General features: G+C 65.6%; 13 protein-coding genes. 5 read left to right on the top strand and 8 right to left on the bottom strand.

Going from position 1 to position 14,054, the window contains the following annotated elements:
• The first annotated feature begins 419 nt into the window (after positions 1–419).
• Positions 420–2,894 carry an HVO_2072 family ArtA-dependent S-layer glycoprotein gene (gene csg / locus FGF80_RS17060; RefSeq protein ID WP_138655339.1) on the top strand — a complete coding sequence of 825 codons (2,475 nt, stop codon included), beginning with the start codon at positions 420–422 and terminating at the stop codon, positions 2,892–2,894.
• A 116-nt stretch (positions 2,895–3,010) separates the two neighbouring features.
• Positions 3,011–3,919: a ketopantoate reductase family protein gene (locus tag FGF80_RS17055; protein WP_138655337.1), complete on the top strand. Its 909-nt coding sequence runs from the start codon at positions 3,011–3,013 to the stop codon at positions 3,917–3,919.
• A 127-nt stretch (positions 3,920–4,046) separates the two neighbouring features.
• On the opposite strand, the gene FGF80_RS17050 is transcribed toward FGF80_RS17055, so the two are convergent.
• Both FGF80_RS17050 and FGF80_RS17045 read right to left on the bottom strand, forming a co-directional pair.
• Positions 4,047–4,412, bottom strand: a complete 366-nt coding sequence (locus FGF80_RS17050) for a NifU family protein (RefSeq protein ID WP_006184928.1) — start codon at positions 4,410–4,412, stop codon at positions 4,047–4,049.
• Between the two features lie 78 nt (positions 4,413–4,490).
• Entirely contained in the window at positions 4,491–4,808 is a 318-nt protein-coding gene (locus FGF80_RS17045; RefSeq protein ID WP_006184927.1) for a DUF5783 family protein, read from the bottom strand.
• A gap of 220 nt (positions 4,809–5,028) precedes the next feature.
• Here FGF80_RS17045 and FGF80_RS17040 point away from each other — a divergent pair, with 220 nt between their 5' ends.
• Positions 5,029–5,421, top strand: coding sequence for a hypothetical protein (locus tag FGF80_RS17040; protein ID WP_006184926.1), 393 nt, complete (start codon positions 5,029–5,031; stop codon positions 5,419–5,421).
• Positions 5,422–5,451: 30 nt separating this feature from the next.
• Here the strand turns inward: FGF80_RS17040 and FGF80_RS17035 are convergent, their stop codons facing one another.
• Both FGF80_RS17035 and FGF80_RS17030 read right to left on the bottom strand, forming a co-directional pair.
• Complete coding sequence (locus FGF80_RS17035; protein ID WP_006184925.1) at positions 5,452–6,252, bottom strand: DUF7260 family protein; 801 nt, start codon at positions 6,250–6,252, stop codon at positions 5,452–5,454.
• Positions 6,249–7,187: a DUF7551 domain-containing protein gene (locus FGF80_RS17030; protein WP_049907988.1), complete on the bottom strand. Its 939-nt coding sequence runs from the start codon at positions 7,185–7,187 to the stop codon at positions 6,249–6,251. The genes FGF80_RS17035 and FGF80_RS17030 overlap by 4 nt, the downstream gene beginning before the upstream one ends.
• A 1,070-nt stretch (positions 7,188–8,257) precedes the next feature.
• On the opposite strand from FGF80_RS17030, the gene FGF80_RS17025 reads away from it, so the two are divergent.
• Positions 8,258–9,013: a CehA/McbA family metallohydrolase gene (locus FGF80_RS17025; protein WP_138655333.1), complete on the top strand. Its 756-nt coding sequence runs from the start codon at positions 8,258–8,260 to the stop codon at positions 9,011–9,013.
• 76 nt (positions 9,014–9,089) lie between these two features.
• On the opposite strand, the gene FGF80_RS17020 is transcribed toward FGF80_RS17025, so the two are convergent.
• A complete protein-coding gene (locus FGF80_RS17020; RefSeq protein WP_138655331.1) occupies positions 9,090–10,574 on the bottom strand; it encodes a DHH family phosphoesterase in 1,485 nt (494 codons plus the stop codon).
• Positions 10,575–10,847: 273 nt separating this feature from the next.
• Here FGF80_RS17020 and FGF80_RS20010 point away from each other — a divergent pair, with 273 nt between their 5' ends.
• Positions 10,848–11,090, top strand: coding sequence for a hypothetical protein (locus FGF80_RS20010; RefSeq protein WP_238705312.1), 243 nt, complete (start codon positions 10,848–10,850; stop codon positions 11,088–11,090).
• A gap of 78 nt (positions 11,091–11,168) precedes the next feature.
• Here FGF80_RS20010 and FGF80_RS17005 read toward each other — a convergent pair whose 3' ends face one another.
• The 3 genes from FGF80_RS17005 to hemC are packed head-to-tail and all read right to left on the bottom strand — an operon-like array spanning position 11,169 to position 13,867.
• Positions 11,169–11,912: a uroporphyrinogen-III synthase gene (locus FGF80_RS17005; protein ID WP_175417051.1), complete on the bottom strand. Its 744-nt coding sequence runs from the start codon at positions 11,910–11,912 to the stop codon at positions 11,169–11,171.
• A gap of 3 nt (positions 11,913–11,915) precedes the next feature.
• Positions 11,916–12,713, bottom strand: a complete 798-nt coding sequence (gene cobA / locus FGF80_RS17000; RefSeq protein ID WP_138655327.1) for a uroporphyrinogen-III C-methyltransferase — start codon at positions 12,711–12,713, stop codon at positions 11,916–11,918.
• 14 nt (positions 12,714–12,727) lie between these two features.
• The gene (hemC, locus tag FGF80_RS16995; protein ID WP_006184918.1) at positions 12,728–13,867 is read right to left on the bottom strand and encodes a hydroxymethylbilane synthase; all 1,140 of its coding nucleotides are present in this window, start codon (positions 13,865–13,867) and stop codon (positions 12,728–12,730) included.
• Positions 13,868–14,054: the final 187 nt, after the last annotated feature.

Genomic DNA, 14,054 nt, shown 5'->3' with positions numbered 1-14,054 from the left:
CGATGACACTGAACCCTCGCCCCTCATCGACGGTCGGGCCGTTTTTCGGTCGCGGTCTCAGTAGTGAGCGTCGTCATCCCGTCGTTCACCGTCGGAAGGCGGGTATTCCGGTAGCGGCGCGGCGAGTCCCGTCCGGGTGATCGGTTTCGTCGGGGCGCATCGTCCGCGACGTTTTCTTCACAAATATTGGTTGTGTAAATCGACAGTCTTATTAACAATCGTTACACACTGCGAAAACGGTTCGCAATGAGTGAACTATTATCAAACAAAGGCGCAATTGTTGCCGAGGTATCGAGTGAAACCGACCGGACACGCACGTTCGTGCTTGCCGGGTGCAGGGAGCCCGAGTCGCACCGAGCCCGCTCGAGGCCGTTCAACGTGAGGCGGAATACGGCCAGGAAACTCGGTGCTGGAAGCTAATGATGACCGAAACTGACGCGGCAACCGTCCACGAGAAGGGTCGGGCAGTGCTCCTCACTGCGATGATGGTACTCTCTGTCGTTGCGATGTCCGCAGCGTTTGTCGGCGGAGCAACGGCTGCACAGAACGCGAGATATCACGATGATCAGACGGTGTATCCCGGCGATGTCGTCTATCAGGGCGAAGACGACTTCGAGTTCTCCGATGACTTCACCCGAGACACGCTGAACGGTGTGGAGAACGGCGGTGCCGAGGGCGAACAGCTCGCGCCCCCCGTTCCGGAGACACAGCTCACCGGCACGTACGGGGACGGTGACGGGAACACCGTGATTGTCACTACCCCGCGCGTGACCGGCCTCACGATCAACAACGTGTACGACGACGGCAGCGTCAACGCCGTCGACGGCTCGAGTATCTCGACCGAAGACGCCGATACGATGAGTGTTGCCGTGGAGTACTCCTTCGACGATGCGGAATACATCGACATCTCCGTCGAAGACGAGAGCGGCACTGACGTCACGGATCAGGTCACCGATGACAATACGATCGAGAAAACCGGCGACAGCATCGGGCTGGATCTCTCCACCGAGGACGCCGGCGAATACACGGTCACCGCACAGGGTGCCGGGAACCTCGACTCCGGTGATGCGGTCGAAACCGCACCGGTCGAGTTGCGGACCGATGCCGACCTCGGTCTCGAGGTCGACACCGACAGTGCCGTCCGTGGCGACAACGTCGGGTACACCGTCAGCGGGGGGAGCGATGGCGACACCCATCTCGTTGTGATCGAACGCTCCGAATTCCGCGACGGCATCACTGCCGACAATGCCGAGAGCATCTTCCGGAACGTCGACGATACGGAAGCGGTCGGCGTCTATCCCGAGAGCGACGACACTGAGAACATCGACTTCGCGTGGGCCGAAGTCGGAATCGGCGGCACGACGGCCGTCGGCCAGATCGAAACCCAGTACCTCGACGACGGTTCCGTTGACGTAGACGTCTACGACACCGGCGTGGATGCTGCCGATGTCGATGCCGGTGCAGACTCCATCGATGACGTCTCGCTCGACGTTTCGGGAGGCGACATCACGATCGAGAACCCGGAGAACTCCTACGTCATCGGGTCCGAAATCGATATCAACGGTACCGCGGACGGCTCCGACGAAGTCGCGGTCTTCGTTCGCGATAACGCCGACTGGAGACTCGTCGAGCAGGGGATCGCCGTCGACTCCGACGGTACCTTCGAAGAGGAGGACTACGTGCTCTCCAGGGACGGCGGGGCCGGTTCCGACAGCCTCAGCCTGCCCGGTACGTACCGCTTCGGCGTCATCGACCAGTCGGATGCTGACGAGGTGATGGCCGACGATAACACCATCTCCACGTCGGACTTCAACCAGGGGACGAGCACCACCTCGTCGTTGCGTGTGGTTGAGGGCGAGTTGACCGTCGACCACGTCAGTATTATCGACGGCCAAGTCGCCGACGGGGAGACGCTTTCGATCCGCGGGACCGCTCCCGGCCAGGATTCGGTATACGTGTCCTTCTACGGCCCGCACGGGACGTACGATCGGAGACCGATCTCGACCGACTCGGAGTACGTGTTCGAGACGGAAGACATTCAGGTCGGGAACAATCTCGGACCCGAGATCGGCACTGATACCAGTATCAACCAGGGGACGGTCTATATGAGCGTCTACTCGAAGGGCCGTGACAACGTCCCCGGGGACGGATCGGTCGAAAGCGTCGACGGCGGTACCGTCGAACAACAGTTCGTGAGTATGTACACACAGCTCAACACCGGGTCCACGTCCCAACAGCAGGTCATGGAACGAATCGCGAGCGAAACGACGCGGGACTCCGGGAGCGACGACATTTCCCGTCTGTTCCAGTTCCAGTACACCGACCCACAGACCACGATCGAGAACGTCTCGAGCGCCAGCGCTGGCGAGGGCACGGTCGTCGCCGGAGAAGCGATGACCGTTACAGGCGTCACGAACCGCCAGCCCGACGATAACACCATCTCGGTGGAGGTCACCGATGGTCCGTCCGCCACGCAGTTCGATCTCGCATTGACCGAGCAGTGGGGTGCTGACGGTCGGTGGAACGTTACACTGGACACCGAGGGTATCGACCCCGGTACCTATACCATCGAAACCAACGACGGCGATAGTACCGATAGAGCGGACATCCGGATCACCGAGGAGCCCGAAGACGTTGCTGACGGCGGATCGGACGACGAGAACTCGGATGATGACCACTCCGACGACACGGCCGACGAGAGCAGCGACGACACGGCCGACGAGAGCAGCGACGGCATGTCCGACGACAACGGTGACGACACGGCCGACGATACCAGTGACAAAGCGTCCAATGAGATCAGCGACGACGGGATGCCGGGCTTTGGCATCACCGTTACGATCGGCGCGCTGCTCGCAGCCGTGCTGGCACTTCGTCGCGACGATCGGCACCACTAACCGTCGTTTCGCGTTCGATCGTACGGTAGCCGCCATATCCACGGCAAACTCTTTTGCCGTCTCGAGTACGGCCGCCGACAGTAATCGTTATCATCGCGCTCGCACCACCTCGAGCCATGGAACTCGTCGTTTTCGGTGCCGGGAGCCTCGGCAGTCTCATCGGCGGGCTGCTCGCCCGCGAGCACGACGTCACGCTCGTCGCTCGCGAGGCCCACGCCCGCGCCGTCAACGAGTCGGGGCTGCGTCTCGAGGGGGCGGTAGCGGACTCCCCTGAACGCGTGTTTCCGGCGGCGACGACCGACGGAACCGGACTCGAGGCGGATCTGGCCCTCGTGACGGTCAAGTCGTTCGATACCGCAGCGGCCGCCGAACGGCTCGCGACGGGAACGTTCGACGGCGTTCTCTCGCTCCAGAACGGCATGGGAAACGAAGCGACGCTTGCGGCGCGACTCGAGGCCCCAGTTCTCGCCGGGACGGCGACCTATGGGGCGGTCCTGCGGGAGCCGGGCGTCGTCGACTGTACTGGCGTCGGTGAGGTCGTCCTCGGTGCGCGAGCGGGCGGCCCGTCGGCGCTTGCGGTCCGACTCGGCGAGGCGTTCGCGGCGGCGGGCCTCGAGACGACCGTCGCCGAGGACATGCCCCGTCGCCTGTGGGAGAAACTTGCGGTCAACGCCGGCATCAACCCGGTCACGGCCCTGACAGCGATAGAAAACGGGGCCGTGCTCGAGGACCCGGCCGATGGCCTCTCGCGGGCGGCCGTCCGAGAGACGGCCCGCGTCGCTCGTGCCTGTGATGTCCCCCTCTCGAACCGTGAGGCGCGGTCCGCGATGGAAGCCGTCGCCGAAGCGACGGCCACGAACACGTCCTCGATGCGCCAGGACGTTCTCGCCGAACGGCGCACCGAGATCGACGCGATCAACGGCCACGTCGTCGACCGAGCGGCAGCGTTGGGGCTCGAGGTACCGACGAACCGGACGCTCACGACACTGGTCAGGACCTGGGAGCGCGGCCGCGACGTGCGATGAGGGCCGTCCACGATCGCGCTTCTCGGGGACTGCCCCGACTATACCGACGGATCACGGAGCCGGGGCTCTGCGGTCACGTTAGCAAACCCATCGAATCGGTGTTCGACCTCCGCCGGACGAGGACGAGTTAGAACGGTGCTTCCGGTCCTTCGTCGGCGTTGCCGCCGTCGTCGTCGACGGTCTCGCCGGGGAAGGAGGGACTCATGCCGCCCATCTCCTCGTCGCCGCCGTCCATGCCGGTGGACGCGTTGACTTTCTCGATTTCGGGGATTTCCTTGACCATCCGGCTCTTGATCGCCTGGATCGTCATCGGCGAGATACCGCAGCCGCTACACGCCCCGCCGAGGGCGATGCTGACTTCGCCGCTCTCGCGGTCGATGTCCTGAATCGCTGCGCTGCCGCCGTGCATCTGGATCTGCGGGAAGTTCCGTCGCAGGAAGTTCGTCACGCGGTCCTCGAGGTCGTCCCCGTCGTTCTGGGTTTCCGTGCTCATGAAAATCCATTGGGTATCAGCCCCCCTAAACCTTCCGTCCTCCATGTTCGCCTGCCGGCGTCGGCGACGGCTACCCCCCTAGTTGAACCCGAATACTCGCCGGAGTTCGGTCTCGATCTCCTCGACGTGTGTCTCCAAGACATCGTCGAATCGTTCTTCTTCCACGAGCACACCCGAGAGCCGATCGTAGGGCTCGTCGGGGAGTTCGACGCGGAACTCGCCGTCGCCCTCGTAGAACGGTTCGCTCTCGTTCAACACCTCCTGGTCGATCGCGTGGACGAGTTGGGAGTCGTAGCGGTCGTTCATCCGGTTGAACGCGTTCTTGTACGCCTGCTGGAGTTCGGGGAAGTAGTTGGCGTATTTGTCCTCGAACTTCTCGGGATCGAAGTCGGCCATACCCTAGTTCAGCGCTGGCGGAGACAAAAGTCGGACGATCCCCCTCGCTTCGCGGGCACGCCGCGGTCCGGATCGACCGCACCGAAGCACGTTCGCATCGCGGACCGACCGTGTCGACCCGAAAACGTGACAGGTCGCTGCCGTAGTAGGGGGACGGTATATAGGACCACGCGCTCGCAAGCGGAACGGACACTCCCTGTCTGGGCGACATCGAACGTACATGGCCGCTACACAGGACCCCATCCCGCCGGAGGCGCTTCCGCCGAGATGGGGACTCGCCGAACGCCGTGACGAACGGTTCACCTATCGGCACAGCCGCCCCCCGATCGAGCTGATCGCGGAGGCCACCGCGGCCGACCGGTCGCATCCGGGGCTCGGTCTCTGTCGGTGTTGGGAGCTTCGCTATCGGTATTTCCTCACGGACCGTGCGATCTCGGAGTCGATCGGCCGCGTCTCGACGCAGCGAGCCGCCGTCGACGGATTGCTCGAGTGTATGCATCGCATTCACGATACGGTCTCGGCGGCGGACGACCCGTTCACGGTCCGTGAGGTCCTCCATAGCGTCTCGCTCTCCGATCTCGTGCCGAGCGGGATGTCCGCGTCCTCCGAGTAGCCGCCAGGTTCGCGGTCGCGTCCCGTCGGTTTACACGCGCCGCGACAGGTGCGCTCGAACCGTCCGCTGACAGTCACCGCAGATCCCGTACAGCCGCGTCGCGCTCGAGAGCAGCGGGTATCGGACCGCACAGTCCGAGTAGACGGATTCGACCAGCGTTCGATATCGGGTCCCGCCCGGTCCGTAGCGATTCGTCGAGCGGGTAAACTGCGCCTGTCGGTCCGCCGTGAGCGTCTCGAGTCGATCCCGATAGGTCGCGAGTCGATCGTGGTTCTCCCGTAACGTCTCGAAGTCACGTTGGAGGAGCGACTCGTCGGCCATCGACTGGAGCCACGCGAGGATGTCGTCGATCTCGTCGCGGGCGTCCGTGAGCGTCTCCCGCTCGCTCCGGAGGGTTTGCTGGACGACGTCTGCTTCCGTTCGCCTGGTCTCGACCGTCTCGAGGACGGCCCGTTTGAGCGGCGGCGTCCAGCCCGTTTCCGACGCGAGCGCGACGGCGATGTCTTCGCTCAGTTCCGCGGCGATCGTCTCGGTGAGCGACTCGTCCGCCTCGCAGTCGGCGATACTGTGGGGACGGACGGTTTCGGCGAACGCCTCCCGAACGGTGACACAGCGATCGCCCGTCGTAGTCGATCGCCCGGTCTGAACCGTCGTCGCCATCGCCGGTGTCGCTGCGACCGCTTGCTGGGAGCGGGCGGCCGCGGGACGCTCCGCCGGGACTTCGCGAACGCGCCGTGCGAACGCCTCGAACGCCGCGTCCCGTTTCTCGACGGCTGCCCGTTCCTCGTCGACACAGTCGAGTGCCCGATGAACGGCGGTCGATCCGGTCATTGACGCTCCCCCCACGTACAGACGAGTCCGCTCGCCGTCGCATCGCTTCGCAGGACGAACTGCCAGTCGCCTTCGCCGAGCGCGGTGACGTCGGTCACGCCCAGCGGTTCGTCCGGCGTTCCCGACCGTCGCAGAATATCGATCCCGATCGGCAGCGTCGGAAACCGGGACTCGCCACACTCGATCGCGTAGCCCCGCAGGGAGACGGTCCAGACGTCGTCGGTCCCGTCCGTCGAATCGGTCGAATCCCGCGTCACGCCGTACTCCCGGATCAGCGACAGCGAGTCCAGAAAGGCGAGGCTCGCTTCCACCGGATCGGCCGCCGGTTCGACCGGCGAGAGGTTCGTCGCCGCGGCCCGGAGTACCTGCATCCGTTCGGCCGTCTCGAGGTGCGCTTCGAGCTCCGATGCCATGGTCTCGAGCAAGACCAGACAGAGCGTGTTCCGGTCGGTCGTCGCTTCGGCGGCGGCCATGTACGTCTCCATGATCGCCCGCTCAGCGTCCTCGTGGTCGCGGGCTGAGAGCGACTCGAAGACGGCCCCCGAGACGTCGTGGCAGAAACTGATCAACGGGCTGTCGTCCCAGGGGTCCCGATCGACCGATGGCGGGGTGGTCTGGGTATCGCCGTTCCCAAGCGCTCGCGTGGGAGCGTTGGACTCCCCGGCCGCCTGCGCCGCTGCGTTCGCGTCCGCCGGCCGTTCCTGACAGGCGACCGGATCGTAAAACGGCAACTGCGGATCGTACCGTCGGAGCGCGGCGCGGTACTGTTCGGTCGCCTGTGCGGCGTCGGCCGCGTCCGTCCGGGTCGCGAACCGCTTCCCGGCGACCGGCACGGGTCGTTCGCCGGAGCGCGCACAGACGACGTAGTACTCCCCGTCGTCGCTGGCCAGTCGTTCGATGTGGGTTCGAATGTCGCGGAGTGTCGTTCCGACCATGGGTTTCCTCCAGTCGTGTTCGGGTTCCGTCGCGGCCGTCCCGACCGTTCGCGCCGGCGAGAGTCGGACTGAAGCCCGTTTACCGCTATCCGCTCTCACCAGTACCATCGGGGACCGCTCGCTTATCATTTAGGCTAACCTAAAACATGATAAGTCCACCGAATTTTAGGCCCGCCTAATCACGCTCCGCGACGATTCCTGGCACGCCGACCGGCAATTTCATGTAGCGATATACAATTTATTCACGGGCAGAAAGTCGATCCGCTCCGTCGTTTCCGGTTCGGAACTCGAGTCTTTGCGCCGCTGACCGACGTTCCACACGACCGTTCTGGGGCGACCTGCGGCATCGCCGGTGGTGCAACCGTTCGCGAGCAGTTCGGCCACCAAACCGACCCGCGCGGCTGATCGTTCTCTTTTCGGTGCGGACGAACCGCAGCGAATCGCCTCGAGCACGGCCACGTCACCAGTGTCTTGCGAAGCGGCGCGAACGGTGTTTGTCCATTCGACTCCGACGCCATCGGCGACGCGAGTGCTCCGAGTGACCGGTGGAGGGCTGCTGACCACCTGCTTCTGGGTAGCGCACGGGCGACCTCATCGGGCCGGCTACGGTCCGAATCGACGAGTTCCCGGACGAACTCGTGGTGTCCACGGAGTTCCATCGACACGCTCGAACTCGCCCGCGCGGCAGTTCTCGAGCGGCCCGTCCTCTCCCATCCGCGGTCGTCGAACCCAGGGTGAGAGCGCATGAGGATCGAACTGCGACGGGCACTCGAACCGTGCCACCGTCGAAGTGCGGCGTCGAACCGGCTTTCGGCGAGACCTGTTTCGACGGGCCGTCGGTTCCCGACGTTTTCGGTCGTCAATACCGTTGGAACGGCTGTCGATCGGTTTCGGCCGCGTGGCCCCGTCTCGAGCCCTCAGCGTCTGCCCTCGGGGACGGACGATCCGACCAATAAACCAAGTAACGATATATTGAATTTCGACCGATCCGTGACTGCCGGCGGCAGCACAGTGTTTATGCGGGATAACGAGTTATTGGTGGTAGCGCTCCCGCTGCACCGTTGGCCCCTATGACAACTCAGATCACGTTCGCGATCGACTTTCACGTCCACTCCGACGACTCCTACGACGGGCACGAACCGATCGAACTCATCCTCGAGCATGCCGCCGATATCGGGCTCGACAGTGTCGTTATCACCGACCACGACGAGATCGATGAATCACGGCGTGCCGCCGATCTCGCGCCCGACTACGGGCTGATCGGTATCCCCGGTGTCGAGGTCTCGACGCAGCACGGCCACCTGCTGGCGATCGGCGTCGAGACGCGGCCCGATGCCGGGCAACCGTTCATGGAGACCGTCGAAACCGTCCGCGAACTCGGCGGCGTGGCGATCGTCCCCCATCCGTTCCAGCGCAGCCGACACGGTGTCCGAAAAGGCACCATCGAGGACGCCGACGCGATCGAGACCTACAACTCGATGGTCTTTACCGGCTACCGCAATCGACGCGCCCGGACGTTCGCCGAGCGCCGCGACTATCCACAGATCGGTGCCAGCGACGCCCACTACCTGCCGAACGTCGGCAAAGCCTACACCGAGGTCGTCGTGACACCCGACACGGCAACCCCGACGAAAGCCGACATCGACGGTGCCCATCTCGTCGAGGCCATCCTCGAAGGCCGGACCCAGATCCGCGGGAAGCGGACACCGATCCACAAGAGCGCCGTCCAGTACGGGAAGGGTGCGGTGCGGAAAACGGCCTACATGTTCACCTCGCGCGCGCCGCTGTTACCGACGGTCCCGGCCTCGATGGACGGATCGACCTGAGTCGCGTCTCGAGTCGCTCGCCTCCTTGTAGGACTTCGTTCTCCGAGCCGGTTCGAAAAACGGTCGCCTGTCGGGATCAGGAGAGTTGCTCGCCGACGATTTCGTCGGCGCGTTCGACGAACACGTCCTCTTTCCCTTTCGGAACCGTGGCCCCTGCCGCGACGTCGTGACCGCCCCCGTCGCCGCCGACGGCCCGGGAGGCCTCGCCCATCACGACCGAGAGGTCGAGTCCCTGCCGGACGAGCGAGTGGGTGCCTCGCGATGAGACCTTGATCTCCTCGTCGTTCTTTTCGGCGAAGGCGATAATCGGCTTCGAGCGGCTGATCCCCGCGTTCCCCATCGCCATCCCGGCGACGATACCGACGATGGTCTCACGGATCTCGTCGCTCGCGTGGAACCACTGGACGTGCTCCTCATGGGTCGCCCCCTCGCTCGTGATGAGATCGATGCCCGCCGAGAGGTTCCGTCGGTGCTCCCGCAGCAGTTGGCGCGCCCGCTCGAGCGCGCCGTCTCGGTCCCCGAGACAGACACCCAGCCCGACGTCGGCCCGCTCGTAGCGGGCGGTCGCGTTCAACAGGGTCGAGAACTCGCTTGCATCCCGGAGTTCGGTCCCGACGGGTTCCTCGCACAGGACGTAGGCCGTACTGACGAGCCCGTCGATCTTCGTCGCGGGCACGCCGCTCGAGACGGCACGCCGGACGAGCGCGCTGGCGACCGTCCGTTTCTCGTCGTTCGAAAGATCGGCCCAGCGCCGCCACTCGCCGTCGCGTTGCAACTCGAGGTCGAGCCCGTCGAGAAAGCGAAGCGCGCCGTTCTCGTCGTTCGAGATGCCGGGGATGTGGACGTCGGTGGCGTACTCGAGCAGTTTCGGGAGCGGCCGGGTCTGTTTGCCGTACAGTGCGAGGTCCTTCCCCGTCTCGAGGACGCCGGCTGCAACGCCCTCCTCGACGATGCCCTCGTTCGCGCCGTGGAGTTCGCCGCCGGCGGCCTGCATGTCGCCGACGGCACCGACGACGGCGAGGGCGGCGAGGTCGCGGTTGTCGGCGCGGGCGTTCGCGGTCCCCGACGCGGTGGCGGCCCCTCCATCGGCCGCAACCGATGTCTCCGGATCGGTGTCGGACACGTCGGCCAGCGCCCGGGCGAGGACGTAACTCGCGCCGGCACCCGAGAGTTCCGAGGCCCCGTCGATGCCGAACAGGAGCGGGTTGAGGTGGAACTCCGTGTCCCGGTCGGCGGGCTGGTGGTGGTCGGCGATGACGGGCGTGAACTCGCCCGCATCCTCGTGGTCGCCGATGATGTCGAGCTGGCCGCTCCCGAAGTCGGTAAAGAGAACGGTCTCGTAGTCGGTCGCCGCGATCGCGGCGATCGCGTCCTCGTCGAGTTGCTTCTCGAAGACCGTTTCGAACGGAATTTCCGCGCGCTCGAGCGCTTGTGCAGCGATCGCGGCGCTGGTGAGTCCGTCGGCGTCGATGTGGGAAGCGAGCAACACGCGATCGGCCGTGCACAGCCGTGTTGCGCACGTCCTCGCGCGATCCTCGAGTTCGGGAACCGGCCCTGCCATCGAGGGATTGTGGGGCGGCTTCGGGGATAAAGGTGCGGTCACGCGGATCGTGGCGAGTCCGATCGCTATCGAGTACGGTTCCCGTTCGATCCGCCACACCAGTCAGTACGGTGATCGAGGCCGCCGTCCTCGCACACGAGTCTCTCATCGGGAGGGGAGGCCTCGAATCAGAGTACGTCGACGGCATAGACCCGTCCGTCGTTGCTCGCGATGTAAGCAACGTCGTCGGCGACGACCGGTGCGGCGATGACGGTGTTGTCGGTTTCGAACCGCGTGAGCCTCGCCCGTCTCCGGATCGAGCGCGTAGACGTTCCGATCGAGGCTGCCGACGTGGACACGGCCGTTCGCCACGGCGGGAGTCGCGGGGAGTCGACCGTCGGCTTCGAACGACCACAGCTCCCGTTCGGGGGCCAGTCGTTCGACGGCGTCATCGCCGGTCGTGCCGAGACACCCGGCCGCGCTGCTCAAACCGATGGCGATCGTTTTGAGGACGGGACGACGGTCGGTCACGAATGACACCAGCTCCATCGGCGATAAATAAAGCCTTCCCGATCGCCGATTCTTCCCCGGGACGGGTGGCCCCGTGAGACGGGCTCACTCGCTCCGACTCGGGATCGCTGCGACCGTCTCGTGAGCGAGCGCATCGAACGTGGCCTCGGCGGGCACCACGTCGACGTCGATTCCGAGCGAGGCGGCAGTCTCGGCCGTCGGCTCGCCGATCACGCCGACGGTCGCATCCGCGAGTCCCGCGAGTGCGTCCTCGCGAACCCCGCGTTCGGCGGCGGCTTCGAGGAAGTGCTCGACGGTCAACGACGAGGTGAAACAGGCGGCGTCGAGGTCCCCCTCGGCGGCCAGTTCGACCGAGCGGCCGCTTTCCTCGGGCCGAACGAGCCGATACAGGATCGTTTCGTGGACGTACGCGCCCGCGTCGTCGAGCCCCTCGAGCAACACCGAACTGCCGTGGTCGCTACGCGCGACCTCGACGCGCGCGCCGTCGACCCGGCTCTCGAGCGCCGTAACGAGCCCGCTCGAGGTGAACTCGTCGGGGACGAGGTCGACCGCATACCCTTTTTCACGGAGCGCGTCGGCCGTCGCCGGGCCGATCGCACAGACGATCTCGTCGCCCGGCTCCCAGCCTGCCTCGGAGACGAGTGCCGCGCCGGTCTTGCTGGTGAAGACGACGTACTCGGCGTCTGTTCGAGGAACCGTGCCGGTCGCGTTGACTGCCAGCATCGGGTCGGGGACCGGCTCGGCTCCGAGTGTCTCGAGCACGTCGACGGCCCGCTCGAGGCGGTCGTCGTCGGGGCGGAAGACGGCCACTGTGTGTGCGGTACTCATCGGTTACGCCTCGTCCTCGGCTGTCCCGTAGTCGTTTCGCAAGAAGTCGACGATGGACTCGCGCGTGCCGGCGACATCGCCGATCACCGTTATCGCGGGCGGGGAGATACCCGCCTCGTCACGGGCGTCGACGATGGTCTCGAGAGTCCCCGTCGCGACCTGCTGGCCCGGCCAGGTGCCCCGCTCGACCAGTGCGACCGGCGTTTCGGGAGCCATGCCAGCCTCGAGCAGCGCGTCCGTGTAGTCCGGGAGCCGGCCGACACCCATCAGGACGACGATGGTACCGCCGGTTGCGGCCAGGGCGTCCCAGTCGACCGCCGACTCCTCCTTCGTGGGGTCCTCGTGGCCCGTCACGAAGGAAACCGAGGAGGCGTGATCGCGGTGCGTGACTGGAATTCCGGCCACCGCGGGTGCGGCGATCGCCGAGGTGACGGCGGGGACGACTTCGAACGGCACGTCGTGGGCCGCGAGGTACTCCGCCTCCTCGCCGCCGCGACCGAAGACGAAGGAGTCGCCGCCCTTGAGCCGGACGACGGCGTTCCCCTCGCGGGCGAGTTCGACCAGTCGCTCGTTGATCTCCGACTGCGGCGTTCGCTCGCCGCCGGCGCGCTTGCCGACGTCCTCGCGGCGGTCCTCGGGGAGCATATCGATGATTTCGGGGCCGGGTAGCTTGTCGTGGAGGACGACATCCGCGGCCTCGAGCAGGCGCATTGCCTTGACGGTCAAGAGGTCGGGGTCGCCGGGTCCGCTGCCGACGAGGTAGACGGTGCCCGAGTCGACGTCGATAGCGTTGTCTGACATTCGGTACTCGCTAGCTATTTCCCCTCGGGCTTATCTCCCTCGGAGGCGGTCCCGTCGTCGCCGTCAGCCGCCGCTCGGGCCTGCTCGATCAGTTCCGCCGCGCCGCGATCCGCGAGGTCCCGCGCGAACGAGCGGGCGGCATCGGCGTACGTCTCGACCGGCAGGTCCCGGCTGGCGGTCACCGACTCCTCGCCGTCGCGGTCGAAGACGCTGACGTTCGTGTGGACGTACTCGCCCTGCACGATCGCGTAGATGCCGATCGGCGCGATACAGCCGCCGCCGAGTTCCGACAGAATCGTCCGCTCGACGGTCGTCTCGACGCGGCTTCGCGGGTGATCGATGTGCGTCTGAATATCCCGAGCCGTCTCCCCGTCGGGTGCGGTCACCGCGAGCGCCCCCTGTCCCGGTGCGGGAACGAACGTCGACGTCGACAACTCCTGATAGTCGACGTAGTGGGCGAGCCCGCTGCGCTCGAGGCCCGCGCCAGCGAGGACGATAGCGTCGTACTCGGTCTCGACCTCGCGGCCGAGCGCGCCCTTCTCGAGTTCCGAGAGATCGTCGAACCACTCGTCGACCGTGCGGTCGTATTCGGGCTCGAAGTCCTCGTTACCGGTGTTACCCTTGCGCTCTTTGTCCGCCTCCGAGCGCTCCTGGTGTTCCGCTTGCAGCGCGGGCGCGAGCAACTTCTCGAGGCGCGTGTCGACGTTCCCGCGCAGTGGCTCGACCTCGAGGTCCGAGCGCTCGGAGAGCAGTTGCGCGCGCCGGCGGAGACTCGAGGTCCCGACGGTCGCGCCCGATGGCAGTTCCTCGAGCGTCGCCCCGTCGGGCGTGACGAGGACGTCGCCGGGCCGTCCCCGTTCGGGGACCGCTGCGGTCACGAGTTCCGCGGGCTGTTCGGTCGGCATGTCCTTCATCGAGTGGATCGCGGCGTCGAGCTCCCCGTCGAGGACGCGTTCGTCCAGTTCGCGGACGAACGCGCCGGTCTTCCCGAGTTGATGGATCAATTCGTCTCTGATCTGGTCCCCCGTCGTCTCCACGGTGACGAGTTCGACCTCGTACCGCCGTTCCTCGAGGGCCTCCTGTACCAGGGTGGCCTGTCGCCGGGCGAGTGTGGACCCCCTCGTCGCCAGTCGCAATGTCCCGCGCGTTCTCATAGGGTGCAGTCGGTGCCTCGAGTATGAAAAGCGCACGCTTGTCCGACGCGGGAAACGCATGCGATTTCACGAACCGGAACGGAATCGGGTCGCGTGATGGAACTGCTGCAGTGGCTCCGAACCCATTCGATTGAGGTTGACACACAATGTTTTCGCGAAACACGTTCGGGATGCTATTTATATTACG

Source organism: Natrinema pallidum, assembly GCF_005890195.1.
Classification (GTDB): Archaea; Halobacteriota; Halobacteria; order Halobacteriales; family Natrialbaceae; genus Natrinema; species Natrinema pallidum.
The sequence above is the reverse complement of the archived record's forward strand: the minus strand, read 5'-3'. Positions and strand labels throughout refer to the sequence as shown.

Coding starts and splice junctions, on each gene's coding strand:
- csg (WP_138655339.1), top strand. CDS start 420: ATGATGACCGAAACTGACGCGGCAACCGTCCACGAGAAGGGTCGGGCA.
- FGF80_RS17055 (WP_138655337.1), top strand. CDS start 3,011: ATGGAACTCGTCGTTTTCGGTGCCGGGAGCCTCGGCAGTCTCATCGGC.
- FGF80_RS17050 (WP_006184928.1), bottom strand. CDS start 4,412: ATGAGCACGGAAACCCAGAACGACGGGGACGACCTCGAGGACCGCGTG.
- FGF80_RS17045 (WP_006184927.1), bottom strand. CDS start 4,808: ATGGCCGACTTCGATCCCGAGAAGTTCGAGGACAAATACGCCAACTAC.
- FGF80_RS17040 (WP_006184926.1), top strand. CDS start 5,029: ATGGCCGCTACACAGGACCCCATCCCGCCGGAGGCGCTTCCGCCGAGA.
- FGF80_RS17035 (WP_006184925.1), bottom strand. CDS start 6,252: ATGACCGGATCGACCGCCGTTCATCGGGCACTCGACTGTGTCGACGAG.
- FGF80_RS17030 (WP_049907988.1), bottom strand. CDS start 7,187: ATGGTCGGAACGACACTCCGCGACATTCGAACCCACATCGAACGACTG.
- FGF80_RS17025 (WP_138655333.1), top strand. CDS start 8,258: ATGACAACTCAGATCACGTTCGCGATCGACTTTCACGTCCACTCCGAC.
- FGF80_RS17020 (WP_138655331.1), bottom strand. CDS start 10,574: ATGGCAGGGCCGGTTCCCGAACTCGAGGATCGCGCGAGGACGTGCGCA.
- FGF80_RS17005 (WP_175417051.1), bottom strand. CDS start 11,912: ATGAGTACCGCACACACAGTGGCCGTCTTCCGCCCCGACGACGACCGC.
- cobA (WP_138655327.1), bottom strand. CDS start 12,713: ATGTCAGACAACGCTATCGACGTCGACTCGGGCACCGTCTACCTCGTC.
- hemC (WP_006184918.1), bottom strand. CDS start 13,867: ATGAGAACGCGCGGGACATTGCGACTGGCGACGAGGGGGTCCACACTC.